This is a genomic window from Streptomyces sp. NPDC048338, assembly GCF_043201055.1.
Classification (GTDB): Bacteria; Actinomycetota; Actinomycetes; order Streptomycetales; family Streptomycetaceae; genus Streptomyces.
Genome location: NZ_JBICYQ010000014.1, coordinates 237,552 through 263,661, shown reverse-complemented (window position 1 = coordinate 263,661; position 26,110 = coordinate 237,552). Strand labels below are relative to the sequence as shown.

The 26,110-nt window shown below is 71.7% G+C and carries 24 protein-coding genes and 1 other RNA gene; 21 read left to right on the top strand and 4 right to left on the bottom strand.

What is annotated here, in order from left to right:
• Nucleotides 1-75: 75 nt before the first annotated feature.
• Nucleotides 76-270: a hypothetical protein gene (locus ACGFZF_RS30215; protein WP_393559270.1), complete on the bottom strand. Its 195-nt coding sequence runs from the start codon at nt 268-270 to the stop codon at nt 76-78.
• 236 nt (nt 271-506) lie between these two features.
• Between ACGFZF_RS30215 and ftsE the strand changes: the two genes are divergently transcribed.
• The 5 genes from ftsE (at nt 507) to ssrA (ending at nt 4,522) form a co-directional block, all read left to right on the top strand.
• A complete protein-coding gene (ftsE, locus tag ACGFZF_RS30210) occupies nt 507-1,196 on the top strand; it encodes a cell division ATP-binding protein FtsE (RefSeq protein ID WP_147978208.1) in 690 nt (229 codons plus the stop codon).
• Nucleotides 1,197-1,216: 20 nt separating this feature from the next.
• On the top strand, nt 1,217-2,134 hold the full coding sequence (ftsX, locus tag ACGFZF_RS30205; RefSeq protein WP_356605012.1) for a permease-like cell division protein FtsX: 918 nt from the start codon (nt 1,217-1,219) through the stop codon (nt 2,132-2,134).
• Nucleotides 2,135-2,212: 78 nt separating this feature from the next.
• Complete coding sequence (locus tag ACGFZF_RS30200) at nt 2,213-3,412, top strand: S41 family peptidase (protein ID WP_393559267.1); 1,200 nt, start codon at nt 2,213-2,215, stop codon at nt 3,410-3,412.
• Between the two features lie 18 nt (nt 3,413-3,430).
• Nucleotides 3,431-3,973: an SsrA-binding protein SmpB gene (gene smpB / locus ACGFZF_RS30195; RefSeq protein ID WP_393559265.1), complete on the top strand. Its 543-nt coding sequence runs from the start codon at nt 3,431-3,433 to the stop codon at nt 3,971-3,973.
• A 157-nt stretch (nt 3,974-4,130) separates the two neighbouring features.
• Nucleotides 4,131-4,522, top strand: a transfer-messenger RNA (tmRNA) gene (ssrA, locus tag ACGFZF_RS30190).
• A 65-nt stretch (nt 4,523-4,587) separates the two neighbouring features.
• Here the strand turns inward: ssrA and ACGFZF_RS30185 are convergent.
• On the bottom strand, nt 4,588-5,874 hold the full coding sequence (locus ACGFZF_RS30185; RefSeq protein ID WP_393559263.1) for an MFS transporter: 1,287 nt from the start codon (nt 5,872-5,874) through the stop codon (nt 4,588-4,590).
• Between the two features lie 82 nt (nt 5,875-5,956).
• Between ACGFZF_RS30185 and ACGFZF_RS30180 the strand changes: the two genes are divergently transcribed.
• The 3 genes from ACGFZF_RS30180 to ACGFZF_RS30170 all read left to right on the top strand — a co-directional run bounded on the left by ACGFZF_RS30180 (nt 5,957) and on the right by ACGFZF_RS30170 (nt 9,697).
• Entirely contained in the window at nt 5,957-6,940 is a 984-nt protein-coding gene (locus ACGFZF_RS30180; protein WP_393559261.1) for a LysR family transcriptional regulator, read from the top strand.
• Nucleotides 6,941-7,114: 174 nt separating this feature from the next.
• The gene (locus ACGFZF_RS30175) at nt 7,115-8,482 is read left to right on the top strand and encodes a nitrate/nitrite transporter (RefSeq protein WP_393559258.1); all 1,368 of its coding nucleotides are present in this window, start codon (nt 7,115-7,117) and stop codon (nt 8,480-8,482) included.
• Nucleotides 8,483-8,557: 75 nt separating this feature from the next.
• Nucleotides 8,558-9,697 carry a uroporphyrinogen-III synthase gene (locus tag ACGFZF_RS30170; protein ID WP_393559256.1) on the top strand — a complete coding sequence of 380 codons (1,140 nt, stop codon included), beginning with the start codon at nt 8,558-8,560 and terminating at the stop codon, nt 9,695-9,697.
• Between the two features lie 122 nt (nt 9,698-9,819).
• On the opposite strand, the gene ACGFZF_RS30165 is transcribed toward ACGFZF_RS30170, so the two are convergent.
• Nucleotides 9,820-10,305 (bottom strand): DUF1772 domain-containing protein, encoded by a 486-nt coding sequence (locus ACGFZF_RS30165; RefSeq protein ID WP_393559254.1) that lies wholly within the window; start codon nt 10,303-10,305, stop codon nt 9,820-9,822.
• An 81-nt stretch (nt 10,306-10,386) separates the two neighbouring features.
• Here ACGFZF_RS30165 and ACGFZF_RS30160 point away from each other — a divergent pair, with 81 nt between their 5' ends.
• The 7 genes from ACGFZF_RS30160 to ACGFZF_RS30130 all read left to right on the top strand — a co-directional run bounded on the left by ACGFZF_RS30160 (nt 10,387) and on the right by ACGFZF_RS30130 (nt 18,113).
• Nucleotides 10,387-10,935 carry a GNAT family N-acetyltransferase gene (locus ACGFZF_RS30160; protein ID WP_393559252.1) on the top strand — a complete coding sequence of 183 codons (549 nt, stop codon included), beginning with the start codon at nt 10,387-10,389 and terminating at the stop codon, nt 10,933-10,935.
• Nucleotides 10,936-11,120: 185 nt separating this feature from the next.
• Nucleotides 11,121-11,672, top strand: a complete 552-nt coding sequence (locus ACGFZF_RS30155) for a CGNR zinc finger domain-containing protein (RefSeq protein WP_393559250.1) — start codon at nt 11,121-11,123, stop codon at nt 11,670-11,672.
• 116 nt (nt 11,673-11,788) lie between these two features.
• Entirely contained in the window at nt 11,789-12,376 is a 588-nt protein-coding gene (locus tag ACGFZF_RS30150; RefSeq protein ID WP_147978199.1) for a sigma-70 family RNA polymerase sigma factor, read from the top strand.
• The gene (locus ACGFZF_RS30145; RefSeq protein ID WP_393559247.1) at nt 12,373-13,230 is read left to right on the top strand and encodes an anti-sigma factor family protein; all 858 of its coding nucleotides are present in this window, start codon (nt 12,373-12,375) and stop codon (nt 13,228-13,230) included. The genes ACGFZF_RS30150 and ACGFZF_RS30145 overlap by 4 nt, the downstream gene beginning before the upstream one ends.
• A 62-nt stretch (nt 13,231-13,292) precedes the next feature.
• On the top strand, nt 13,293-15,674 hold the full coding sequence (locus ACGFZF_RS30140; RefSeq protein WP_393559245.1) for a HelD family protein: 2,382 nt from the start codon (nt 13,293-13,295) through the stop codon (nt 15,672-15,674).
• A gap of 410 nt (nt 15,675-16,084) precedes the next feature.
• On the top strand, nt 16,085-17,521 hold the full coding sequence (locus tag ACGFZF_RS30135) for an NAD-dependent malic enzyme (RefSeq protein ID WP_356604988.1): 1,437 nt from the start codon (nt 16,085-16,087) through the stop codon (nt 17,519-17,521).
• Between the two features lie 310 nt (nt 17,522-17,831).
• Nucleotides 17,832-18,113 (top strand): HU family DNA-binding protein, encoded by a 282-nt coding sequence (locus tag ACGFZF_RS30130; protein ID WP_017237029.1) that lies wholly within the window; start codon nt 17,832-17,834, stop codon nt 18,111-18,113.
• 93 nt (nt 18,114-18,206) lie between these two features.
• On the opposite strand, the gene murA is transcribed toward ACGFZF_RS30130, so the two are convergent.
• Nucleotides 18,207-19,547 carry a UDP-N-acetylglucosamine 1-carboxyvinyltransferase gene (gene murA, locus ACGFZF_RS30125; RefSeq protein ID WP_356604986.1) on the bottom strand — a complete coding sequence of 447 codons (1,341 nt, stop codon included), beginning with the start codon at nt 19,545-19,547 and terminating at the stop codon, nt 18,207-18,209.
• A gap of 265 nt (nt 19,548-19,812) precedes the next feature.
• On the opposite strand from murA, the gene ACGFZF_RS30120 reads away from it, so the two are divergent.
• From ACGFZF_RS30120 to ACGFZF_RS30095, 6 genes are all read left to right on the top strand, one after another.
• A complete protein-coding gene (locus ACGFZF_RS30120; RefSeq protein WP_393559243.1) occupies nt 19,813-20,373 on the top strand; it encodes a YqgE/AlgH family protein in 561 nt (186 codons plus the stop codon).
• Nucleotides 20,374-20,447: 74 nt separating this feature from the next.
• On the top strand, nt 20,448-20,738 hold the full coding sequence (locus ACGFZF_RS30115; RefSeq protein WP_147978194.1) for a DUF3039 domain-containing protein: 291 nt from the start codon (nt 20,448-20,450) through the stop codon (nt 20,736-20,738).
• A gap of 229 nt (nt 20,739-20,967) precedes the next feature.
• Nucleotides 20,968-22,275: an extracellular solute-binding protein gene (locus ACGFZF_RS30110; RefSeq protein WP_393559240.1), complete on the top strand. Its 1,308-nt coding sequence runs from the start codon at nt 20,968-20,970 to the stop codon at nt 22,273-22,275.
• Nucleotides 22,276-22,277: 2 nt separating this feature from the next.
• A complete protein-coding gene (locus tag ACGFZF_RS30105; RefSeq protein ID WP_393559237.1) occupies nt 22,278-23,318 on the top strand; it encodes a carbohydrate ABC transporter permease in 1,041 nt (346 codons plus the stop codon).
• Nucleotides 23,315-24,163: a carbohydrate ABC transporter permease gene (locus tag ACGFZF_RS30100; RefSeq protein WP_393559235.1), complete on the top strand. Its 849-nt coding sequence runs from the start codon at nt 23,315-23,317 to the stop codon at nt 24,161-24,163. The genes ACGFZF_RS30105 and ACGFZF_RS30100 overlap by 4 nt, the downstream gene beginning before the upstream one ends.
• 101 nt (nt 24,164-24,264) lie before the next feature.
• A complete protein-coding gene (locus tag ACGFZF_RS30095) occupies nt 24,265-25,926 on the top strand; it encodes a beta-N-acetylhexosaminidase (RefSeq protein WP_393559233.1) in 1,662 nt (553 codons plus the stop codon).
• Nucleotides 25,927-26,110: the final 184 nt, after the last annotated feature.

The following is a 26,110-nucleotide window of genomic DNA, read 5'->3' as shown; positions in this document are numbered from 1 at the left end:
AGGAAGGGCCGGGGGGTGACCCCCGGCCCTTTTCGTCTCTCCGGCTCGTGTGCGGCCCGTCAGGCCCTGTCGGGCCTACGCGGTCTGCAGCGCCGCGAGCAGCGCCACCGCCGCCACCAGGGCGATCACGAGTGTCAGCAGCATCGCCGGGGTCAGGCCCGCGAGCGGACCCTCCTCCTTCAGCCGTTCGCGGTTCGCGCGGCAGACGGGGCAGCGGCCCTCCGCGACAGGGGCCGCGCAGTTGGCGCACACCAGACGGTCGTAGGTCATGCGCTCTCCTCCTCCCGCACAGGGATCCACACCGGGAACAACGCTCGGCGGCACCCGGGCGTTCCCCCTACCACTCTGCCAGCTCCGGAGCGTTTCGGCGCGCCCCGCCGGATTCCGCACATTCCTCCGCGAAGGACGAAAAGGATAAAGCACACAAGCACGGACCGCGACTGCGCAGGCCATCCCCGGTCGCGTAAGGTCGCGCACACCTACTCCCGGCCGACCGTGGTGCATCCGTGATCCGATTCGACAATGTCTCCAAGTCCTATCCGAAGCAGAACCGCCCCGCGCTCCGGGAAGTCTCCCTGGAGATCGAGAAGGGGGAGTTCGTCTTCCTCGTCGGTTCGTCCGGCTCCGGAAAGTCGACTTTTCTCCGCCTGATCCTGCGGGAGGAGCGCGCCAGCCACGGCCAGGTGCACGTCCTCGGCAAGGACCTCGCCCGGCTGTCCAACTGGAAGGTGCCGCACATGCGCCGCCAGCTCGGGACCGTGTTCCAGGACTTCCGCCTCCTGCCCAACAAGACCGTCGCCGAGAACGTGGCCTTCGCCCAGGAGGTCATCGGCAAGCCGCGCGGCGAGATCCGCAAGGCCGTGCCGCAGGTCCTCGACCTCGTCGGTCTCGGCGGCAAGGAGGACCGCATGCCCGGCGAGCTCTCCGGCGGTGAGCAGCAGCGTGTGGCCATCGCCCGCGCCTTCGTCAACCGGCCCATGCTGCTGATCGCCGACGAGCCCACCGGCAACCTCGACCCGCAGACCTCCGTCGGCATCATGAAGCTGCTCGACCGGATCAACAGGACAGGGACCACCGTCGTCATGGCGACCCACGACCAGAACATCGTCGACCAGATGCGCAAGCGCGTCATCGAGCTCGAAAAGGGCCGTCTCGTCCGAGACCAGGCGCGCGGCGTCTACGGCTACCAGCACTGAGCGGGCGGGAGTAGAACACCATGCGCGCTCAGTTCGTGCTCTCCGAGATCGGTGTCGGTCTCCGGCGCAACCTCACGATGACCTTCGCCGTCATCGTCTCCGTGGCCCTCTCGCTCGCCCTCTTCGGCGGTGCGCTGCTCATGCGCGAGCAGGTCAGCACGATGAAGGACTACTGGTACGACAAGGTCAACGTCTCCATCTTCCTCTGCAACAAGAACGACGCGGCCTCCTCGCCCAAGTGCGCCAAGGGTGCGGTGACCGGGCAGCAGAAGGAGCAGATCCAGGCCGATCTGAGGAAGATGGACATCGTCGAGAACGTCCAGCACGAGACGACCGACGAGGCGTACAAGCACTACAAGGAGCAGTACGGCGACACCGCGATCGCCACGGTCATCACGCCCGACCAGATGCAGGAGTCGTTCCGCGTCAAGCTGCACGATCCGGAGAAGTACAAGGTCGTGGCCACCGCCTTCGCCGGGCGGGACGGGGTGGAGTCCGTGCAGGACCAGCGGAACATCCTCCAGAACCTGTTCGACCTGATGAACGGCATGAACATCGCGGCGCTCGGCATCATGGCGCTGATGCTGGTCATCGCGCTGATGCTGATCGTCAACACGGTGCGCGTCTCCGCCTTCAGCCGGCGACGGGAGACCGGCATCATGCGGCTGGTCGGCGCCTCCAGCTTCTACATCCAGATGCCGTTCATCATGGAGGCCGCGTTCGCCGGACTCCTGGGGGGCGCGGTCGCCTGCATCATGCTGCTGGTCGGCAGATACTTCCTGATCGACCACGGCATCGCACTCGCCGACAAGATGCAGCTCGTCAACTTCATCGGCTGGGACGCCGTCCTCGCCAAGCTGCCGCTCGTCATCGCGATCGGGCTGCTCATGCCGGCCGTCGCCGCCTTCATCGCCCTGCGCAAGTACCTCAAGGTGTGAGAAGCGCCGCTTGAGTCCCCCGGGCGCCGTACGGTCAACCACCGTACGGCGCCTTTCGCTTGTCCTAGAGTGGGCCCCATGCCGGCCGGCCCGGGGCATCGCCCCGACCTCTGTCTCAGGCCCCGCGGAGTCCTCCGTGGGGCCGTTCTCACGTTGGTCTTCACCGGCGTCCTCGCGACCGCCGCGGCCACCGGCTCACTGCCACGGCAGGAGGGCACCGCCGCGAAGGCCACGCTGCCCACCCCGACGGGCAGCACCGTCGACCGGGCCGCCCTCGCCCGTGCCGCGTCCGACGCGATGGCCGACGGCAAGTCCGGCAAGAAGGCCGCCGAGGAGTTCGTCAGCCGCAGCGGCGACCGCTGGGGCGCGGTGTACGGCGCGGCCGAGTACGAGGAGTTCGAGCAGGCCCTCGACGGCAGCTACACCGGGGTCGGCCTGTCCGCCCGCCGGGTGGAGCGGGCCGGGAAGAGCCGGATCGAGATCACCCGCCTGCGGCCCGGCGGCCCCGCCGCCCGGGCCGGGCTGCGCACCGGCGACCAGCTCGTCTCCGTCGACGGCCGCCCCGTCGCCGCACGGTCCGCCTCCGAGGTCGTCGCCCTGCTCCGCGGCGACGGGGTCCCCGGCAGCACCGTCTCGCTCGGCGTCCGCCGCGGCGCCGCGGCCTGGAACCAGAACCTGCGCCGGGCCCGCCTCGCCATCGAGACCGTCACCGTGCGCCGCCTCGACGACGGAGCGGTCCTGATCAAGGTCTCCGCCTTCACCAAGGGCGCCGGCGAGCGGGTACGGCACGCGGTGCGGAACGCCCCGGCAGGCGCCGGGGTCCTGCTGGACCTGCGGGGCAACTCCGGCGGACTGGTCGCCGAGGCCGCCGTCGCCGCCTCCGCCTTCCTCGACGGCGGGCTTGTCGCCACCTACGACGTCGACGGCGAGCAGCGCGCCCTGTACGCCCAGGGCGGCGGCGACACCGACCGGCCCGTCGTCGCGCTGGTCGACGGCGGCACCATGAGCGCCGCCGAGCTGCTCACCGGGGCCCTGCAGGACCGCGGCCGGGCGGTCACCGTCGGCTCGCGGACCTTCGGCAAGGGCTCGGTGCAGATGCCCAGCACCCTGCCCGACGGCTCGGTCGCCGAGCTGACCGTCGGCCACTACCGCACCCCCGCGGGTCACGGAGTGGACGGCCGGGGCATCACCCCGGACCTGGACGTGGGCGGCGCGACCGAGGCACGGGCCGAGGCACGGGCGAGAACGGTATTGAGTGGCCTCGGAGGGGGCTCGTAGTGCGAAAATGGCCGCACTATGGCAAAGGGACTCGTGAACGTGCAGGGCAAGCCTGCGAAGAAGAAGGACCCGGACAAGGGTCCTGAGCGCAAGATGATCGCGCAGAACAAGAAGGCGCGACACGACTACCACATCATCGACACCTACGAGTGTGGCCTGGTGCTCATGGGCACCGAGGTGAAGTCGCTCCGGATGGGCCGGGCGTCGCTCGTCGACGGCTTCGTCCAGATCGACCGGCACGAGGCGTGGCTGCACAACATCCATGTCCCGGAGTACTTCCAGGGCAGCTGGACCAACCACTCGGCCAAGCGGAAGCGCAAGCTGCTCCTGCACCGGGCCGAGATCGACAAGCTGGAGTCGAAGGCGCAGGAGACCGGTCACACGATCGTGCCCCTCGCGCTGTACTTCCTGAACGGCCGGGTCAAGGTCGAGATCGCGCTCGCCAGGGGCAAGAAGGAGTACGACAAGCGCCAGACGCTCCGCGAGAAGCAGGACACGCGCGAGACGAGCCGTGCGATCGCGGCGGCGAAGCGGCGCCAGCGGGCGGCCCAGGCCGTCTGAGCCGGCAGGGGCCGCCGCGGCGGCTCGACCCCCCGATCCGGCCGGGCTCGCGGAGGGTCCGCGCCGCCTCGCCGGAATACGCTGGCAACGCCGCCCGTCGGTCACGTACGATGGGCCCTGCACCTCACAGCGGGTGCGCGCATTGAAAAATCAACATGGGGATGATCGGTTTCGACAGCGGATGTCGAAGCAGGGGAAGCGTGTCGAGGAAGCGGCAATGATCTCGTAAACCATATGTCGCAACCAATAATCGCCAACTCCAAGAGCGATAACTCCCGCTTCGCCCTCGCTGCCTAATTTAGGTATCGAGTAGAAGCCTCTGTGAGGAGCGTCAGCCCGGGGATGGTCCCGACCCGGATCCTGGCGTCATCAAGGGATCTAAACCTCTAGCCCCGGTCACGGGGGCCTGAGGGAAATCAAACAGTGACTGAGCCCGTCGGAGACTTGTCCGCGTGATCTCCGGGGCTGAGAAACTCCTAGCGGACTGCACACGGAGAAGCCCTGATTCTGCACCGTTGGACGCGGGTTCGATTCCCGCCATCTCCACCGAGCGCCCGAGGGGCCCCAGGCCCGCTCGGACACCTCATCCCATGTGGGCACAGGCCCGGCAGTCGTCACGACGACCGCCGGGCCTGTGTCATGCCGGCGCTCCGTACCACCGCCAGCACCAGGGCCAGGGCCGCCGCGGCGGCGGGCACCAGGAAGGCGTACGTCGTCGTCGGGGCGTGCTCGGCGGTCCAGCCGCCGGTGGCCGAGCCGGCCGCGACGCCCGCGAGCAGGGCGGTCACGGCCAGCGTCATCCCCTCGTTGAGCCGCGCGGGCGGGGTGAGCCGCTGGACGAGGGTCATGCCCGTGACCATCGTCGGGGCGGTCGCCATGCCCGCCACGAGCAGCCCACCCGCCAGGGCGAGCAGCGAGCCGGCCCAGGCGCCCAGCAGCGGCAGCGTCATCAGGACCGTCATCGCCGCCAGGCAGGCCGTCAGGCCGGCACGGCGGCGTGCCCGCCCGTAGAGCAGGCCGGCCGCGCAGGAGCCCGCCGCCTGCAGGGCGAGGACGGGGCCGGCCGCCGGGCCGTCCACGTACGCCAGCGTCACCACCTCCATCGCGCCGAAGACCGCGCCGGTGGCCAGGAAGACCACGAGCAGCGGCGCCAGGCCGGGCGTCCGCAGCAGCGAGCCGGCGGCGGAGGTGCGGGGCGCCACCGGGGGTTCGGTGGCGCGCTGCGCCGCGAAGACGAGGACGCCGGTGAGCAGCAGGACCGCCCCGGTCAGGGTGCCCGCCTCCGGGAAGAGCGCGGAGCACAGGAGGGCGGCGAGGACCGGGCCGAGCATGAAGCACAGCTCGTCGACGGCCTGCTCGAAGGCGTTGGCGGTGTGCAGGGCCGCCGGGTCGCCCCGGTGCAGATGGGCCCAGCGGGCTCGGGACATGCCTCCGGTGTTGGGGGTGGTCGCGGTCGCGGCGTACGCGGCGAACAGCGTCCAGGCGGGCGCCTCGAAGCGCACGCAGAGCAGCAGCGCGAGCCAGCCGAGCACGGCCAGGGCGGTCGCGGGGACCGCGACCCGGGCCTGCCCGTACCGGTCGACGAGGCGCGCCGTCCAGGGCGCGACGACGGCCGTGGCGGCCAGGCCGGTCCCGGTGACGGCGCCGGCGAGCGCGTAGGAGCCGTACGCGCCGGCGATCATCATCACCGCGCTGACGCCGAACATCCCCATGGGCAGGCGGGCGACGAGGTTCCCGAGGGTGAAGGCGCGGGCGCCGGGGGTGGCGAAGAGCCGCGCGTACGGATCGGCGGGGCGGGCCGGCCGCGGCGGGTGCGGCGGGCGGGGCGGACCGGCCGGCGCGTCGAAGCGCGGGGCGAGCGCCGGGCCCGCGGGGGTCAGGACGAGATCGTGAGGCGGCATGGGAGAAGCCTCACGGGCCGCACGGCGGGCGGTCCAACACCTGATCGGCACCCATTGACGCACCCCTGTTGTTAAATATCGCGTGGCCCTTTCCCCGCATCCGCACGACGTCGAACCGCGGCTCCTGCGCGCCTTCACCGCCGTCGCCGACGAGCTCCACTTCACTCGCGCCGCCGCCCGGCTCTACGTCGCCCAGCAGGCACTCAGCCGGGACATCCGGCGCCTGGAGCGGGAACTGGGCGCGGATCTCTTCGTACGGACCACACGCCAGGTCGCGCTCACCCCGGAGGGCGAACGCCTCCTCCCGTACGCGCGGGCGGTGCTGGCCGCCTGCGACGCGCTGACCGACGCCTTCCGCGCCGAGGCCCGCCCGCTGCTCGTCGACCTCAACAGCGCGGGCCTGGCCCACTGCCGCGTCCTGGAGCGGGCCCGCGAACTCGCGCCGGAGCACGACCTGATGGCCCGTTTCGAGAGCGGTCTGACCGGGGCCGCCCGGCAGATCCTGGCGGGCGGCCTCGACGCGTCCTTCGGGCGCTACGGCGGCCTCGACCCGCGGCTGCGGACCGGGCTGGCCGCTCAGTTCGTGCGCTACGAGCCGATGGCGATCGTGCTGCCGCAGGACCACGCGCTGGCGGAGCTCGACGCCGTCCCGCTCGCGGCGCTCGCCGGCGAGCAGGTCTACGCGGGCGCCGGCAACGACCGGACCCCGGAGTGGACCGATCTCGCCGCCCGGCTCTTCGCCGGCCGTGGGATCACGGTCGCCCCGCCCGCGCCGATGGCCGTGGGCAAGGAGGAGTTCCGCCGGCTCATGGAGCGCCGCCGCACGCCCGTCCTCGCCGTCGTCGACTTCCCGCCCATGCCGGGGAGCGTCCTGCGGCCGCTCGTCGACCCCGTGCCCCTCTCCCCGGTCAGCCTGGTCTGGCGCCGGGGGCTGCGCCATCCCGCCCTGGACGCCCTGCGGGCCGCCGCGGCCGAGATCGGCGCCCGGGAGGGCTGGCTGCGGCGCCCGGCCGGCTCCTGGCTCCCGGAGGACGAGGCGGGCCTTCCGCAGGGCGGTCCCGGCTGACGGCCCGGTCCGGCGGAACCCGCGGCGTACTCACATCCCGCGGCCGCCCCGGGTGAGAGCAAGGTTCCGTACCCGTCACTTCCTGCCACCGGTCTGAAACGCGGCCTCCCTAGCGTCGGCTGCACGAGGTCCGGAGCATCCGGATGCTCGGACCCGACACCGTGGAGGTACGTGATGGGCGGCCGGTGGATCGAACGGTGGGAGCCGGAGGACGAGACCTTCTGGCGTGAACGAGGAGAGCGGATCGCCCGGCGCAATCTGATCTTCTCCGTCTTCTCCGAGCACATCGGCTTCTCCATCTGGAGCCTGTGGTCGGTCATGGTCCTCTTCATGGGGCCGCAGTACGGCGTCGACCCGGCCGGGAAGTTCTTCCTGATCGCGACCGCCACCTTCGTCGGGGCGCTCATCCGGGTCCCGTACACCTTCGCCGTGGCCCGGTTCGGCGGCCGGAACTGGACCGTCTTCAGCGCCCTGATGCTCCTCCTGCCGACCGGCTTCGCCTACACGGTGATGGAGCCCGGCACCTCGTACGGCACCCTGCTGCTGGTGGCCGCGCTCACCGGTGTCGGCGGCGGCAACTTCGCCTCCTCGATGACCAACATCAACGCCTTCTTCCCGCTGCGGAAGAAGGGCTGGGCGCTCGGCCTCAACGCGGGCGGCGGCAACATCGGCGTCCCCGTCGTGCAGCTCGTCGGCCTGCTCGTGATCGGCGTCGCGGGGGCGGCCCACCCGCGGATCGTCCTCGGCGTCTACATCCCGCTGATCGTCGTGGCGGCCGTCTGCGCCGCGTTGTTCATGGACAACCTCGCGCCCGTCAAGAACGACACGGGCGCCGCCAAGGAGGCCGTGAAGGCAGGTCACACCTGGATCATGGCCTTCCTCTACATCGGCACCTTCGGGTCCTTCATCGGCTACAGCTTCGCCTTCGGGCTCGTGCTCCAGACCCAGTTCGGGCGCACCCCGCTGCAGGCGGCCTCGCTCACCTTCATCGGCCCGCTGCTCGGCTCCCTCATCCGGCCGATCGGCGGCTCGCTCGCCGACCGCCACGGCGGCGCCCGCATCACCCTGTGGACCTTCGCCGCGATGGCCGTGTCGACCGGTGTCGTGGTCTACGCCTCGGCCGTCGAGTCCCTGACGGTGTTCCTCGTGGGCTTCATCGGCCTCTTCGTCCTCAGCGGCCTCGGCAACGGCTCCACGTACAAGATGATCCCCGCGATCTTCCTCTCCCAGGGGCACCGCAGGGGTCTGACCGGCGAGGCCGCGGAGGCGTACGGCCGACGGCTCTCCGGGGCCGCCATGGGCCTGATCGGCGCGGTGGGCGCGCTCGGCGGGCTCGGCATCAACCTCGCCTTCCGCCAGTCCTTCCAGACCGCCGGAACGGGCACCGCGGCCTTCGTCGCCTTCCTGGTCTTCTACGCGGCGTGCATGGTCGTGACCTGGGCGGTATACCTTCGGCGGCCCGCCGCCGTACCGGACACGGCGGAGACCGCGGCAGCGGCCTCGGACGCGGCCGAGCCGCAGCCCGGCTACGCCGAGGTGTGAACCGGAGTGGTCCGTAACGGGCAGGAAATACAAGCGAACCGAGTCTGTCACGCGACACCGTCAGGCTCGGTCGTCATGTACGAGCAAGAGCAGGGCCCCCTCGCCGGCTTCACGGTCGGCGTCACGGCGGCGCGGCGGGCGGACGAGCTGGGCGCACTCCTGCGGCGCCGGGGTGCGGCCGTCGTCCACGGTCCCGCGCTGCGGATCGTGCCCCTGGCGGACGACACCGAACTGCTCTCCGCCACCAAGGAGCTCATCGAGCACGCCCCGGACGTCGTCGTGGCCACCACGGCCATCGGCTTCCGGGGCTGGGTCGAGGCGGCCGACGGCTGGGGGTACGGCGAGGAACTCCTCGCCTGCCTGCGGGGCGTGGAGCTCCTCGCCCGAGGCCCCAAGGTCAAGGGCGCGGTGCGGGCGGCGGGACTGACCGAGACGTGGTCGCCGTCCTCGGAGTCCATGGCCGAGGTCCTCGACCGGCTGCTGGGCGAGGGCGTCGCCGGGCGGCGGATCGCGCTCCAGCTGCACGGGGAGCCGCTGCCGGGCTTCGTGGAGGCACTCACGGAGGGCGGCGCGGAGGTCGTCGGCGTCCCCGTCTACCGGTGGATGCCACCGGAGGACATCAACCCGCTGGACCGGCTGCTCGACGGCGTGCTGAACGGCACCCTGGACGCGGTCACCTTCACCAGCGCGCCCGCCGCCGCCTCGCTCCTGACCCGGGCCGAGGACCGGGGGCTGGCGGCCGAACTGCTGGCGGCGCTGCGGCACGACGTGCTCGCGGTCTGCGTGGGACCGGTCACGGCGCTGCCGCTCCAGGCGCACGGCATCGGCACCCTCCAGCCCGAGCGCTTCCGCCTCGGGCCACTGGTGCAGCTGCTCTGCCAGGAACTGCCCGCCCGGGCGCGCACGCTGCCGCTGGCCGGGCACCGGGTCGAGATCCGCGGTCACGCCGTCCTCGTGGACGGCCGCCTGCACCCGGTCCCGCCCGCCGGGATGGCCCTGCTCCACACGCTGGCCCGGCGCCCCGGCTGGGTCGTCTCGCGCGCCGACCTGCTCCGCGTCCTGCCGGGCGCGGGCCGTGACGAGCACGCGGTGGAGACGGCGATGGCCCGGCTCCGCACGGCCCTGGGCACGCCGAAGCTGATCCAGACGGTGGTCAAGCGGGGCTACCGGCTGGCCCTGGACCCGGCGGCGGACGCGAAGTACGCGGACGCCTGAGGGCTGTCCCGGAAAGGGCCTGAGGGGCATGGGGAGGGGAGCGGTCCGCACACGCGGCCGCCCTCCGGCCGCCCCCCAGTACGCGGCCGCCCTCCGGCCGCCCCACCGTCCTCCCGGGCCCTTCAGCGCCGGCGCATCGCGCCGAGCAGGCAGCCGAGACCGGCCACCGTCAGGACCGCGCGGACGAGGTTCCAGGCGACCCAGGGAGCCTCGAAGTCCGCGCGTGCCTTCGTCGGGTCACCGGCGGCGGCGAGCGCGTCGTTCAGGGGGACGCTGGCGGCCGAGGTGACCACGAACACCGCCAGGCAGAGGACCAGCGCCGCGAGCAGGGGGCCCCGCGCCCGCGTCCGCCGCAGCTGCCAGGCCGAGACCGCCGTCAGGATCAGCGCCCCGAAGAAGGCCGTGAAGAAGACCGGGTTCTGGATCACGTCGTTGATGTTCCGCATCACCTCGACGAAGACCAGGTCGTCGCTGCGCGCCAGGGCCGGCATCACCGAGCAGGCGTATGCGAACCACACCCCCGCGACCAGTCCCGTGGCCCCCGTCGCCGCGGCCAGTACCGTGCCGGCCGCCGTCCCGGCCTTGCCGTGCGTCTCGTTCGTCGTCATGCCCCCAGTCAAGCGACGGCCCGCCGCACTGGACATGGGTCAGCGTCCCGGCCCCATACGCCGGCGTCTACGGTGGCCCCCGTGACCACCGACGCCGTACGCATCCGGCCCGCCGAGCCCTCCGACGCCGCGGCACTCGCCACCGCCCTGCTGCGCAACCGCGCGCACATGCGCCCCCGGGAGCCGTACCGGACCGAGGCGTACTACACGGCCGAGGGCCAGGCGGAGCGGCTCGCCGACGGCGGCCGACGGTGGTTCGCCGTGTCCACGGAGGCGGGGGAGGCGGGGGAGGAGACCGAGGTGATCGTCGGGTCCGCCATCCTCTCCGGCATCGTCCTCGGGCCCTTCCGCAGCGCCTCCCTCGGTTACTGGGTCGACGGGCGCCACACCGGCCGCGGTCTGGCGAGCGCGCTGGTCGAGGAGGTCTGCCGCGCCTCCCGCGAGGAACTCGGCCTGCACCGGATCGAGGCCTGCACCATGTTCGACAACCTCGCCTCCCAACGCGTCCTCGCCAAGAGCGGGTTCGAGCAGATCGGAACCGCGCCCCGCTACCTCCACATCGACGGGGAGTGGCGCGACCACCACATCTTCCAGCGCATCCTCCACGACGACCCTCCGCCGCGGGGCTGAGGGCCGTCCCGTCCGTCCCGGCGTGCGCGCGACGCCTGACAGACGCCCCCCAGGGGGTGTCTTGCCGGTCTTGCCGGCCTGATCGACAAGACGCCCCCTAGCCGGACCCGTCCCGCGCGGGCACTCTGGTCGGGAGCCCGACGCGGGCCCCGCCGGGCTCCCGACCGCGAGGTGGTGACAGGGGCATGACCGTACGGTTCGACTCCGGGCGGATCTGCCTGGACCTGGCCGCCCTGCCGCTCGACCGCGGGGACCATCTCGACCGCTTCCTCCACACCGCCGGACTCGTCCCGGCCGCCACCCCGTTGCGCTCCCTCGACGCCCTCTGGGTCGTCCACTTCCGCGAACTGCGCGACTGCGTCGCCGATGTCGTCCGCGCCCAGCTCGAAGGGCGGCGCGCCGACCCCGCCCTGGAGCGGCTCAACACCCTCGCCGCCGCCTCCGCGCCACCCGCCCCGCGCGCCGTGCGCGCCGAGACGGGTCTGCTCGTCCGGGTGCTGAGCGCCGAGCCGGACTGCCGCTCCCTGCTCGCCGCCGTCGCCCGCGACGCCGTCGACCTGCTGACCGACCCGGACGCCCGCGCGCTGCTCAGGCAGTGCGAGGGCGACAACTGCCGCCGATTTTTTCTCGACACCTCGCGCGGACGCCGGCGCCGCTGGTGTTCCAGTGAACTGTGCGGCAACCGCGAGCGTGTTGCCCGCCATCGGGCAGCGCGACGTGGAAAGAGGGCCGCCTGAGACCCTCCCGGACCCCGCGCCGGAATCCGCTCGAAAAAGTTCGCGCGCCATTGAGAAGAACCCGCGCCCGGTGCGTACCTCTGCACGACAAACAGGGTCTCGACCGGGAGGTTCAGGTGCGCAAGGATGCGGCCGTGGCCGATGACCGTCCGCATCGGGCCCGGCATCGCAACGAGGTGACCCGCATTCGACCCGCCGTCCCAGACGAAGAGTTGATGCGGGCCCTCTACCGCGAACATGCCGGACCGCTGCTCGCCTACGTACTCCGCCTCGTCGCCGGTGACCGCCAGCGCGCCGAGGACGTCGTACAGGAGACGCTCATCCGTGCCTGGAAGAACGCCGGCCAGCTCAACCGGGCTACCGGCTCTGTCAGACCCTGGCTGGTGACGGTCGCCCGGCGCATCGTCATCGACGGCCACCGAAGCCGGCAGGCCCGGCCTCAGGAGGTCGATCCGTCACCGCTCGAGGTCCTGCCCGCGGAGGACGAGATCGACAAGGCGCTGTGGCTGATGACGCTCTCTGACGCACTCGAAGATTTGACGCCCGCTCACCGGGAAGTGTTGGTCGAGACCTACTTCAAGGGACGTACGGTCAACGAGGCGGCCGAGAGTCTTGGTATACCCGCCGGGACCGTGCGGTCCCGGGTGTTCTACGCACTGCGGTCCATGAAGCTCGCGTTGGAGGAGAGGGGGGTAACGGTATGACGTCGCCACATGATGCGGCGGGCGCGTATGTGCTCGGCATCTTGGACACCGACGATGCCGCCGCGTTCGAAGCTCATCTTGGGGGCTGTGAGGTGTGTGCCGCGCATCTCGAGGAGTTCGCCGGGATGGAGCCGATGCTGGCCATGCTCGCGGACACCCCGTCCCCGTCCTCCGGGGCCCGGCTCCGGGACGCCGGCCTCTCCGGCATCGACCCCTACGCGGACGGCGCCTTCGACGCCTTCGCCCCCCGCCCGCCCGTGCCCCTGGCCGCCCGCAGGAAGGGCGAGCCGCCGGTCAGCGCGCTTCCCGACCCGAAGCTCCTCGACCGTCTCGTCGACGAGGTCGGCGCCCACCGGGCCCGCACCCGCCGCCGCACCTTCTTCCTCGTCGCCGCCGCGGCCGTCCTCGTCGTCGGCGGACCCGCCGTCGCCGTGGTCGCCACGTCCGGCGGGGGGACGAACAACGTCGCCGCCGACCCGCACCCCACCAGCCCCGCCGAGGACGCCTTCTTCCACCACATGGAGGAGAAGTTCCAGGCCACCGACCCGACCACCCTGGTCAGCGCCACCGTCGGGGTGGAGAAGAAGGGCTGGGGCACCCACGCCGTCCTCGAACTCAAGAACGTCAAGGGCCCGCTGAAGTGCCGGCTGGTCGCCGTGTCCAAGAGCGGGGACGAGGAGGTCGTCACCTCCTGGGCCGTCCCGAAGTGGGGCTACGGCATCCCCGGCGCCGCCACCGAGGCGGCGAAGAACCCGCTCTACGTCCACGGCGGAGCGGCCATGGACCGCAACGACATCGACCATTTCGAGGTCCGCACCTTCGACGGCGAGCGCCTCGTGGAGGTCGACGCCTGACATAGGCCCCTTCTGTGGCATAAGCTCGACGGCTGCCCAGTGCACGTCAGAAGGGGGCCTCGGTGGCCGCGCAGGAAGCCGTCGGTGTGGTCGACACGGTCCGTGACCGCGAGATCAGCATCGAACAGGAACATCTGGATCAGGTCTATCGCCGCCTCGAGGAGAAGATCCACGAGGCGGAGTTCCTGATGAACGACGCGGCGAAACGAGGCCAGGTCGGCACGCCCGGCGCCCTCGCCGAGCGCGACGCCCAGGTGTTCCGGGCCGGTGTCCACCTGAACCGGCTCAACAACGAGTTCGAGGACTTCCTGTTCGGCCGGATCGACCTGCTGAACGGCAAGGACGGCAAGAAGGGACCCGACGGCGCCTACACGTCCGTCGAGCCCGCCGAGGACGCGGTGCGGTCCGACGGGTCCCACCAGTACGCGGAGATCGGCGAGACCCTCCACATCGGCCGGATCGGCGTCCTCGACTCCGACTACGCGCCGCTCGTGATCGACTGGCGCGCGCCCGCCGCCGCGCCGTTCTACCGCTCCACCCCGGTCGACCCCGGCCGCGTGGTGCGCCGCCGCGTCATCCGCTCCAAGGGCCGCAAGGTCCTCGGCGTCGAGGACGACCTGATGCGCCCCGAGCTGCGGGCGACCCTCGACGGGCGCGAGCTCCCGGTGATCGGCGACGGCGCCCTGATGGCCGCGCTGGGCCAGGCCCGCAGCCACACCATGCGCGACATCGTCTCCAGCATCCAGGCCGAGCAGGACCTGGTCATCCGCGCGCCCGCCGCCTCCGTGACGTACGTCGAGGGCGGCCCGGGCACCGGCAAGACGGCGGTCGCCCTGCACCGGGCGGCCTACCTGCTCTACCAGGACCGGCGGCGCTACGCGGGCGGCATCCTGATCGTCTCCCCGACCCCGCTGCTCGTCTCGTACACCGAGGGGGTCCTGCCCTCCCTCGGCGAGGAGGGCCAGGTCGCGATCCGCGCGGTCGGCAGCCTCGTCGACGGCGCCGAGGCCACCGCCTACGACGAGCCGGCCGTGGCCCGCGTCAAGGGCTCCTCCCGCATGGTCGCGGTGCTGCGCAAGGCGGCCCGCGGCGCCCTGGAGACCCCCGCGCCCCCCGGCGGCGCGACCGGCCGGGGAAGGGACAGCGACCAGCTCTCCTTCGACGAGGACGACACCCCCGCCGCCCCCGCCGGCACCCCCGCCCTCCTGCGCGTGGTCGCCTTCGGGCGCCGCATCGAGCTGGAGGCCGACGAGCTCCGGCGGATCCGGCACAACGTCCTCGGCGGCTCCGCCCCCGTCAACCTGCTGCGCCCCCGGGCCCGCCGGCTGCTGCTCGACGCGCTGTACTCCAAGTCCGGCTCGGCCGGCCGGCACAGCGACCCCGAGCTCGCCGCCGAACTGCGCTCCTCCTTCGACGAGGACGTCTCCACCGAGGACTCCTTCCTCGCCTTCCTCGACGCCTGGTGGCCCGAGCTCACGCCCCGCCAGGTCCTCGACGCGATGGCCGACGAGAAGCGCCTCGGCCGCTGGGCCCGGCGCGTCCTGAACCCGGGCGAGGTCCGGCGCCTGGCCCGCTCCCTGCGCCGCGAGGCCCTGTCCGTGCACGACGTGGCGCTGCTCGACGAGCTGCACACCCTGCTCGGCGCACCCGCGCGGCCGCGCAGGAAGCGGGAGTACGACCCGCTGGACCAGCTGACGGGCCTGGAGGAGCTGATGCCCGTCCGCGAGGAGACGCAGCGCGAGCGGGCCGAGCGGCTCGCGGCGGAGCGCACCGAGTACGCGCACGTCATCGTCGACGAGGCCCAGGACCTCACGCCGATGCAGTGGCGGATGGTCGGCCGGCGCGGGCGCCACGCGACCTGGACGGTCGTCGGCGACCCGGCGCAGTCCTCCTGGTCCACCCCGGACGAGGCGGCCGAGGCGCGCGACGAGGCCCTGGGCAGCCGCCCGCGCCGCCGGTTCGAGCTGACCGTGAACTACCGCAACCCGGCGGAGATCGCCGAACTGGCCGCCAAGGTGCTCGCGCTGGCGATGCCCGGCAAGGAGTCGCCGCGCGCGGTCCGCTCCACGGGCGTCGAGCCGCGCTTCGTGGCGGTCCCGGACAAGGCCGACCTGGCCGGAATCGTCCGCTCCGAGGCGCACCGGCTGCTCGAACAGGTGGACGGCACGGTCGGTGTCGTCGTCGCCATGAACCGGCGTGAGCAGGCCGCCCGCTGGCTGGCCGACCTCGGCGACCGCGTGGTGGCGCTCGGCTCGCTGGAGGCCAAGGGCCTGGAGTACGACGCCACGGTGGTCGTCTCGCCCGCGGAGATCGCGGACGAGTCGCCGGCCGGCCTGCGGGTGCTGTACGTGGCCCTGACGCGGGCCACCCAGCAGCTGACGGTGGTGTCCGGGGCCCGGGACGTGCCGGACGCGGACGGTGTCCCGGACCTGCTCAGGGACTGAGCTCACGGCCCGCCCTGGGGCCGTGAGGGGCTGATTTCAAGTCAACCTGCGCCGTAGTAATCACTTGCCAGGGTGGTTTGTTAGCCTTGTCGTGGCACCGGCTCGATCCAAGCCCCCGGGCCCAACCTTCGTCCCTCAGAGGGACCACTTGCCGCGAGGCGAGCATGGCGGGTCGGTGCCACTCAGGACACTCTTCGTGCGTATGTACGAAGTCGAGGCCCCTGTCACCACTGGTGACAGGGGCCTCTTCTGTTTCCCGTCGGCTTCTCGTATGGTGGAAACTACTTTCCGAAAACAAAATGACCGCATTACCTGCTACCGGCAGGTAGGTGCGACCATCGGAGGGCGCCGCCGGGCAACCAGCCGAGGCGGCGTAGCAATGAAGCTAGGGAAAGCGAAGGAACTCGGCCATGGCAACGGCGCCCAGCGTCTCGTACTCGATGACGGTCCGGCTGGAGGTTCCCGCGAGCGGGACCGCGGTCTCCCAGCTCACCACGGCGGTGGAGTCCCACGGCGGTTCCGTCACCGGCCTCGATGTGACCGCCTCCGGCCACGAGAAGCTCCGGATCGACGTGACCATCGCCGCGACCTCGACCGGGCACGCCGACGAGATCGTCGAGCAACTGCGGGGCATCGAGGGCGTCGTCCTCGGCAAGGTCTCGGACCGTACGTTCCTGATGCACCTCGGCGGCAAGATCGAGATGGCGTCGAAGCATCCCATCCGCAACCGTGACGACCTCTCCATGATCTACACCCCGGGCGTGGCCCGGGTGTGCATGGCGATCGCCGAGAACCCCGAGGACGCCCGGCGCCTGACCATCAAGCGCAACTCCGTCGCAGTCGTGACGGACGGCTCCGCGGTCCTCGGCCTGGGCAACATCGGCCCCATGGCCGCGCTGCCCGTCATGGAGGGCAAGGCGGCCCTCTTCAAGCGCTTCGCCGGCATCGACGCCTGGCCGATCTGCCTCGACACGCAGGACACGGACGCCATCGTCGAGATCGTCAAGGCGATCGCCCCCGGCTTCGCGGGCATCAACCTCGAGGACATCTCGGCGCCCCGCTGCTTCGAGATCGAGGCGCGGCTGCGCGAGGCCCTGGACATCCCCGTCTTCCACGACGACCAGCACGGCACCGCGATCGTCGTCCTCGCCGCGCTGACCAACGCCCTGCGCGTGGTGGGCAAGGGCATCGGCGACGTACGGGTCGTCATGTCGGGCGCCGGAGCGGCCGGTACGGCGATCCTGAAGCTGCTGATCGCGGCGGGCGTCAAGCACGCCGTCGTCGCCGACATCCACGGCGTGGTCCACGCGGGCCGTACGGACCTGGTCGACGCGGCCCCCGGCACCCCGCTGCGCTGGATCGCCGACAACACCAACCCCGAGGGCGTCACCGGCACTCTCAAGGAGGCCGTGGTCGACGCGGACGTCTTCATCGGCGTCTCGGCCCCGAACCTCCTGGGCGCGGACGACGTCGCCGCCATGGCGGAGGGCGCGATCGTGTTCGCGCTCGCGAACCCGGACCCCGAGGTCGACCCGGCGATCGCCCGTCAGACGGCCGCCGTGGTGGCCACCGGCCGTTCGGACTTCCCCAACCAGATCAACAACGTGCTGGTCTTCCCGGGTGTCTTCCGCGGTCTGCTGGACGCTCAGTCCCGGGCCGTCAACACGGACATGATGCTGGCGGCGGCCACCGCCCTCGCCGACGTCGTGACCGAGGGCGAACTGAACCCGAACTACATCATCCCCTCGGTGTTCAACGACAAGGTCGCGGGCGCCGTCGCGGGTGCCGTCCGCACGGCCGCGAAGGCGGCCGGCGCGGGTGGGGAGACCTCCTCGAACGGGCTGTGACAGGCCCCACGTCAGCCCGGTGGACGGCGCGTCGCGAGTCGCCGCGCCGTAAACCCGCCTTTAGGGTGGCTGTTCGGCTCCAAAGAGTTTCGGCGGAGTCGACGGAACGTCACCATGCCGGAGGCCGTGGCGCTTTTCGTGTGACCCCAGAGGGTGCCGGATTGGCGTTCCCGCCGCTGGTGGGGGCAGGATGCCTATTCGGGCGCGAGGGTCTGTACAGCAGACCCGGGTCCGGGGACTGTCCGAGGGCCCTGGCAGCATCGGCTTCGATCTCACGCCTCACAGGCAAGAAGAACACGGGAGTAACAACATGAACCGCAGTGAGCTGGTGGCCGCCCTGGCCGACCGTGCCGAGGTGACCCGCAAGGACGCCGACGCCGTGCTGGCCGCTCTCGCCGAGACCGTCGGCGAGGTCGTCGCCAAGGGCGACGAGAAGGTCACCATCCCCGGCTTCCTGACCTTCGAGCGCACCCACCGTGCCGCTCGCACCGCTCGTAACCCGCAGACCGGCGACCCGATCAACATCCCGGCCGGCTACAGCGTGAAGGTCTCCGCGGGCTCGAAGCTCAAGGAAGCCGCCAAGGGCAAGTAAGTGCCCGAGGGCCTCTGAGCGGGTCTGAAGGCGACGGAAGGGCGGCCACCCTGTCAGGGGGTGGCCGCCCTTCCGTTCGTCCGCGTACGGGCCCTACACCAGGGCGCTGCCCGGCAGCTCGACCTTGGCGCCGAGCTCGACGAGCTTCTCCATGAAGTTCTCGTAGCCGCGGTTGATCAGTTCGATCCCGTGGACGCGGCTCGTGCCCTGCGCCGCCAGGGCCGCGATCAGGTACGAGAAGCCGCCGCGCAGGTCAGGGATGACCAGGTCCGCGCCCTGGAGCTTGGTCGGTCCGGAGACGACCGCCGAGTGCAGGAAGTTGCGCTGGCCGAAGCGGCAGTCCGAGCCGCCCAGGCACTCGCGGTACAGCTGGATGTGCGCACCCATCTGGTTGAGCGCCGAGGTGAATCCGAGCCGGGACTCGTAGACCGTCTCGTGCACGATGGAGAGGCCGGACGCCTGGGTCAGGGCCACCACGAGCGGCTGCTGCCAGTCCGTCTGGAAACCGGGGTGCACGTCCGTCTCCAGGTGGATCGCGTTCAGCGAGCCGCCCGGGTGCCAGAAGCGGATGCCCTCGTCGTCGATCTCGAAGGCGCCACCCACCTTCCGGTAGGTGTTCAGGAAGGTCATCATCGAGCGCTGCTGGGCGCCGCGCACGTAGATGTTGCCCTCGGTGGCCAGCGCCGCCGACGCCCAGGACGCCGCCTCCAGGCGGTCCGGGAGCGCCCGGTGGGTGTAGCCGTCGAGCCGGTCGACACCGGTGATCCGGATCGTCCGGTCGGTGTCCATCGAGATGATGGCGCCCATCTTCTGCAGGACGCAGATCAGGTCCTCGATCTCCGGCTCCACCGCCGCGTTGGAGAGCTCGGTGACGCCCTCCGCGAGGACGGCCGTGAGCAGCACCTGCTCGGTCGAGCCGACCGAGGGGTACGGCAGGCGGATCTTGGTGCCGCGCAGTCGCTGCGGGGCCTCCAGGTACTGGCCGTCCTCCCGCTTCTCGATCGTCGCGCCGAACTGGCGCAGCACGTCGAAGTGGAAGTCGATCGGCCGGCCGCCGATGTCGCAGCCGCCCAGGCCCGGGATGAAGGCGTGGCCGAGGCGGTGCAGCAGCGGGCCGCAGAAGAGGATCGGGATCCGCGAGGAACCCGCGTGGGCATCGATGTCAGCCACGTTGGCGGACTCGACGTGCGTCGGGTCGAGGACCAGTTCACCGGGCTCGTCGCCGGGGCGGACCGTGACGCCGTGCAACTGCAGCAGGCCGCGCACCACCCGGACGTCCCGGATGTCGGGCACGTTGCGCAGCCGGCTCGGACCGCTGCCGAGCAGGGCGGCGACCATTGCCTTGGGCACGAGGTTCTTCGCGCCGCGAACGCGGATCTCGCCCTCCAGCGGGGTTCCGCCGTGGACAAGCAGTACATCGTCTGTGCCGGTCATGGATCTCGCGTTCCGGAGTCGTCGGGCAGGGGCCAGGGAAATAGGGTAAGGGCCGATCACCCCCGTTCCGGTAGAGCGAGGGGCCCCCGCAGATGTAATGAATTCGGCACAACACACTCTGTTCACGCGATCTTGCGGAGTGTCACCGTCCGTTTATGGATCTTCGCGGCCGTCGCAGCCGCCCTGAGCTGCGCCGGGTGCGCGCCGTCCGCCCGTCGTGCCCGAGAAGCTCCGCGAACGCCGAAGATGCGGGATCATGTGTCGCATGACCGAGGTGTCCTCGCTCACAGGGCGACTGCTCGTCGCCACCCCCGCCCTGGCGGATCCGAATTTCGACCGCGCGGTGGTGCTCCTCCTCGACCACGACGACGAGGGGTCGCTCGGCGTGGTCCTGAACCGGCCCACTCCGATCACGGTCGGTGACATCCTCGCGTCCTGGGCCCCGCTCGCCGGCGACCCGGGCGTGGTCTTCCAGGGCGGCCCGGTGTCGCTCGACGCCGCACTGGGGCTGGCGGTGATCCCCGGCGACGAGGGGCCGCTGGGCTGGCGCCGGGTGTACGGGGCCATCGGCCTGGTGGACCTGGAGGCCCCGCCCGAGCTCCTCGGGCCCGCCCTCGGCTCCCTGCGGATCTTCGCCGGCTACGCGGGCTGGGGCCCCGGCCAGCTGGAGACGGAGCTCGGCGAGGGCGCCTGGTACGTCGTCGAGTCCGAGCCGGGCGACGTCTCCTCGCCCTCCCCGGAGACCCTCTGGCGCTCGGTGCTCCGCCGTCAGCGCGGGGAGCTCGCGATCGTGGCGACGTACCCGGACGATCCCTCGCTGAACTGAGCCGGCGCGGCCCTCCGACCCCGTCGGACCGGCCGGGCGCGGGTACCCGGGGAGCCCCAGTACCCTTGGCTGTTATGAGCACTCTCGAGCCCGAGCGCGGGGCAGGTACGGGAACCCTCGTCGAGCCGACGCCGCAGGTGTCCCACGGTGACGGCGACCACGAGCGCTACGCCCACTACGTCCAGAAGGACAAGATCATGGCGAGTGCCCTCGACGGCACTCCCGTGGTGGCACTGTGCGGCAAGGTCTGGGTACCGGGGCGCGACCCCAAGAAGTACCCGGTCTGCCCCATGTGCAAGGAGATCTACGAGTCCATGGGTCCCGGCGGGGACAAGGACAAGGACAAGGGCGGCAAGGACAAGTAGCACTTCCCTCCGCCACGGGGACGGCCCCCGGCACGCGTACTTCGGTACGTGTGCCGGGGGCCGTTCTCGTGGGGCGGCCGCCTGTCGCGCGTTGCACGGGGTGCGTCGGCTGGTCACAGAGTGGTTGAGACCACTTGTCGGGTAGGGGGCACGGCTCTAACCTCCAGCGTGTTGTGCAGCACGAAACGCCCGTTGCGCATGCTGCAACGATGATTGGTGGGAGCCCCGTATGAAGCTTGCTGCCCGAATCGCCGCTCCGGTCACCGCACTTGTGCTGGCCGGCCTCACCGCCACCGCCTGCGCCCCGCAGACCTCCGACGGCGGGGCCGCCACGGACGAGAAGTCCGGCACCCTGCGCGTCTGGCTCTTCCAGGAGGTCAACAACAAGCCCAAGGAGCAGGTCGTCGACGCGGCGATCGCCGCCTTCGAGCAGCGGCACGAGGGCACCGACGTCCAGGTCGAGTACATCCCCGTCGACACCCGCGCGCAGCGCATCAAGGCCGCTTTCAACGACCCCGGGTCCGCCCCCGACCTCGTCGAGTACGGCAACACCGACACCGCCGGCTACGTGAAGGACGGCGGACTCGCCGACATCACCGCCGAGTTCGGCGCCTGGGCCGACGCCAAGGACACCGACCCCACCGCCAGGTCCTCGGTCACCGTCGACGGGAAGATCTACGGCGCCCCGCTCTTCGTCGGCGTCCGCGCGCTCTACTACCGCACCGACGTCCTCGGCGCGCTCGGCCTCACCGCCCCGAAGTCGCAGGCCGAGCTGATCTCCACCGCCAAGAAGATCCGCAAGGCCAGGCCCGAGCTGTACGGCCTCGCCGTCGGCGGCGCCTACACCTACGGCGCCATGCCGTTCGTGTGGGCCAACGGCGGCGAACTCGCCACCGGGAACGGCGGGTCGTACAAGGCCGCCGTCAACAGCGAGTCCGCGCGCAAGGGCATCGCCGCGTACACCTCCCTGTTCGGCGACGACAACTGTCCGGCCGCCAAGTGCGCCCAGATGGGCGGCAACGCGACCGTCACCGCCTTCGCCTCCGGCAAGGCCGCCATGGCCATCGGCGGCGACTTCAGCCACGCGGCCGTCGAGGCGGGCACCGTGAAGGGCAAGTACGCCGTGGTGCCGCTGCCCGGCGTCACGCCCGGCTCGATCGCCCCCGCCTTCGCCGGCGGCAACAACCTCGGCGTCCTGAAGAGCACCTCGCACCGCACCCTCGCCGTCGACCTCATGAAGTCCCTGACCGGCAAGGAGACCCAGGGCAGGCTCTTCGACGCCATGGGCTTCCTGCCGACGTACAGCGACGTCCGCGCGGACGCGGCCCGCAAGCAGCCCTTCGTGAAGCCGTTCATCGACTCCCTCGGCGCGGGCGCCAAGTTCGTCCCCGCCTCGCCCGGCTGGGGCCAGATCGACGCCTCGCTGGTGCTCCCCACGATGTTCCAGGAGATCGTCAGCGGCCGGAAGGACGTCGCCGCGGCCTCGGACGACGCCGCCCGGAAGATGGACGCCGCGTTCACGGCCGCGGGCAGCTGACGATGAGCGCCCCGAACGGCACGAAGCCGGCCGCCGCGGCCGGGGACGACACCCCGTCCCGCGCGACCGTGACACCCCCCGCCGTCGCGGCGGGCGGCCCGGTCCCCGGCCCCCGCAAGGGCTCCGGGGGCCCGGCCGGCCGGCCCCGCACCACCACCGGCCCACGCTCCCGGTCCGGCTGGACCCCCTGGCTCTACCTGCTCCCCGCGCTCGTCGTCCTCGGCGGGCTCCTGATCTACCCCCTCTACCAGCTCGGGCTGATCTCCCTCCTGGAGTACACCCAGGCCCAGGTCAGCGGCGGCGCCCCGACCTCCTTCCAGGGCCTCGGCAACTACACGGCCCTCTTCTCCGACCCCCAGTTCTGGCAGGTCCTCCTCGCCACCGTCCTGTTCGCCGCCGCCTGCGTCGTCACCACGCTCGCCGTCGGCTGCGCCCTCGCGGTGCTCCTGACCCGCGTCCGGGCCGTGCCGCGCCTGGCCCTGATGCTGGCCGCGCTCGGCGCCTGGGCCACCCCCGCCGTCACCGGCTCCACCGTCTGGGTCTTCCTCTTCGACCCCGACTTCGGACCGGTCAACCGGGTCCTCGGCCTCGGCGACTTCTCCTGGACGTACGGGCGCTACAGCGCCTTCGCGCTCGTCCTCCTCGAGGTCGTGTGGTGCTCGTTCCCGTTCGTCATGGTCACCGTCTACGCCGGCGTCAAGGCCATCCCGTCCGAGGTCCTGGAGGCCGCCGCCCTCGACGGCGCCTCGCAGTGGCGGATCTGGCGCTCGGTCACGGCGCCGATGCTCCGGCCCATCCTGGTCGTCGTCACGATCCAGTCGATCATCTGGGACTTCAAGGTCTTCACCCAGATCTACGTGATGACGGGCGGCGGCGGCATCGCCGGCCAGAACCTCGTCCTCAACGTGTACGCGTACCAGAAGGCGTTCGCCTCGTCCCAGTACAGCCTGGGCTCCGCGATCGGCGTCGTCATGCTGCTGATCCTGCTCGCCGTCACGCTGGTCCACCTCCGCCTGATGCGACGCCAGGGAGAAGAACTGTGAGCGCACCGCACCTCCGGCTGCCCCGCCGCCCGGGGCGGCTCGCGGCGGAGGCGGCCGCCCTGCTCGTCGCGGCCGCCGTCGCCTTCCCGCTCTACTGGATGGTGCTCTCGGCCTTCAAGCCCGCCGGCGAGATCCAGTCGACGCACCCGAGACCGTGGACCCTGTCCCCGTCCCTCGACTCCTTCCGGCGCGTCTTCGAGCAGCAGGACTTCGGCCGGTACTTCCTCAACTCGCTCGTCGTCGCGGGCTCGGTCGTCCTCGCCTCCGCCCTCATCGCCTTCCTGGCCGCCACGGCCGTGACCCGTTTCCGGTTCCGCTTCCGGACGACGCTGCTCATCATGTTCCTGGTCGCCCAGATGGTCCCGATCGAGGCGCTGACGATCCCGCTGTTCTTCCTGATGCGGGACTTCGGCCAGCTCAACACCCTGGGCTCGCTGATCCTGCCGCACCTCGCGTTCTCCCTGCCGTTCGCGATCTGGATGCTGCGCAGCTTCGTGAAGGCCGTCCCGGAGGCCCTGGAGGAACAGGCCCAGATCGACGGGGCGAGCCGCACCCGGTTCCTGTGGCAGATCCTCTTCCCGCTGGTCCTCCCCGGGCTCGTGGCCACGAGCGTCTTCTCGTTCATCTCGACCTGGAACGACTTCCTCTTCGCCAAGTCGTTCCTCATCAGCGACACCTCGCAGTCCACGCTGCCGATGGCGCTGCTGGTCTTCTTCAAGCCCGACGAGAACGACTGGGGAGGAATCATGGCGGGATCGACCGTGATGACGATCCCGGTGCTCGTCTTCTTCGTCCTCGTCCAGCGCCGGCTGGTCTCGGGACTGGGCGGCGCCGTGAAGGACTGACAGGAAGGGACGCGTCCGCGTTCCCCGCCGTCCCCGCGCCCGTTCGTCCCCGCGCCCCGGCCGCCCCCGTGGGCCGGGCCCCGCTCCGAAAGGCCGATGCCATGCACGACGACCACCAGCCGCCGCTGATCCCCGCGCCCTCCCACGTCGGCACGTACGGGACCGCGCCCGGCCGGATCGCCCTGGACGCCGGTACCCCCCTCGACGCCGGACCCGGCACCGAGGGCGTGGCCCGGTGGCTGCGCTCCGCGCTCGGCGCGGCCACCGGCCTGCCGTTCGCCCCCGGCGACGGACCGCGCGCCGTCCGGCTGCGCGTCGACCCCGGGATCGAACGGGCCTCGGGACCCGAGGGCTACCGGCTGTCGACCGACGGCTCCGTCGAGGACGCCGCCGTCCTCGTCGAGGGCGGTGGCGCCGCCGGCGTGTTCTGGGGCGTCCAGACGCTCCGTCAACTGCTCGGGCCCGACGTGTACCGCAAGGCGCCGGCCGGCCCCCACGGGCGGGTCTGGGACCTGCCCCGGCTCACCGTCACCGACGCCCCCCGCTTCCGCTGGCGCGGGCTCATGCTCGACGTCTCCCGGCACTTCATGCCGAAGGACGACGTCCTGCGCCAGCTCGACCTCCTCGCCGCCCACAAGCTCAACGTCTTCCACTTCCACCTCACCGACGACCAGGGCTGGCGCATCGAGATCCGGCGCCACCCCCGGCTCACCGAGATCGGCTCCTGGCGGGCGCGCACGAAATGGGGCCACCGGGCGTCGCCGCTGTGGAACGAGACGCCGCACGGCGGCCACTACACCCAGGACGACATCCGCGAGATCGTCGCGTACGCCGCCGAGCGGCACATCTCCGTCGTCCCCGAGATCGACGTCCCGGGCCACTCGCAGGCCGCCATCGCCGCGTACCCCGAACTCGGCAACAGCGACGTCGTGGACACGTCCTCCCTCGCCGTCTGGGACACCTGGGGCGTCAACCCGAACGTCCTGGCCCCCTCCGAGACCACCCTGCGCTTCTACGAGGGCGTCCTCGAGGAGGTCCTCGACCTCTTCCCGTCGACCTTCGTCCACATCGGCGGCGACGAGTGCCCCAAGGACCAGTGGCGGCGGTCCCCGGCCGCCCAGGCCCGCATCGCGGAACTCGGGCTCGCCGACGAGGACGAGCTCCAGTCCTGGTTCGTCCGCCACTTCGACCGCTGGCTCGCCGACCGAGGCCGCCGCCTCATCGGCTGGGACGAGATCCTGGAGGGCGGCCTGGCCCCCGGCGCCGCGGTGTCCTCCTGGCGCGGCTACGCGGGCGGCATCGCCGCGGCCGAGGCCGGCCACGACGTCGTCATGTGCCCCGAGCAGCACGTGTACCTGGACCACCGGCAGGCGCCGGGCGACGACGAGCCGATGCCCATCGGCTACGTGCGCACCCTGGAGGACGTCTACCGCTTCGAGCCCGTACCGGCGGGCCTCTCGCCCGAGGCGGCCGCCCACGTCCTCGGCACCCAGGCCAACGTCTGGACCGAGGTCATGGAGAACCGGGCCCGCGTCGACTACCAGGTCTTCCCGCGCCTCGCCGCCTTCGCCGAGGTCGCCTGGTCGGCGCTGCCCGCGCCCGCCGACCGCGACTTCGCGGACTTCGAGCGGCGCATGGCCGCCCACTACCGGCGTCTGGACGCCCTCGGCGTCGACTACCGCCCGCCCGCCGGCCCCTCGCCCCGACAGCAGCGCCCCGGCGTGCCGGGGCGGCCCATCGAGGGGGCGCCCCCGAACGTGTGAGGCTCCCCGGGCAGCCCTTCACCCAACGGCGGCAAAACGGATGTTCCACTCCCTGGAGGACGTCCTGGACGGAACCGTCCTTCGCGGACCCTCGCGTCGGACGGGTCGGAAGATGTGCCAGAGTTGCCACGTCCGGGCTGTGTGCACGTACGGTACGGCCACACAGGCGCGACAGCCGGGGACG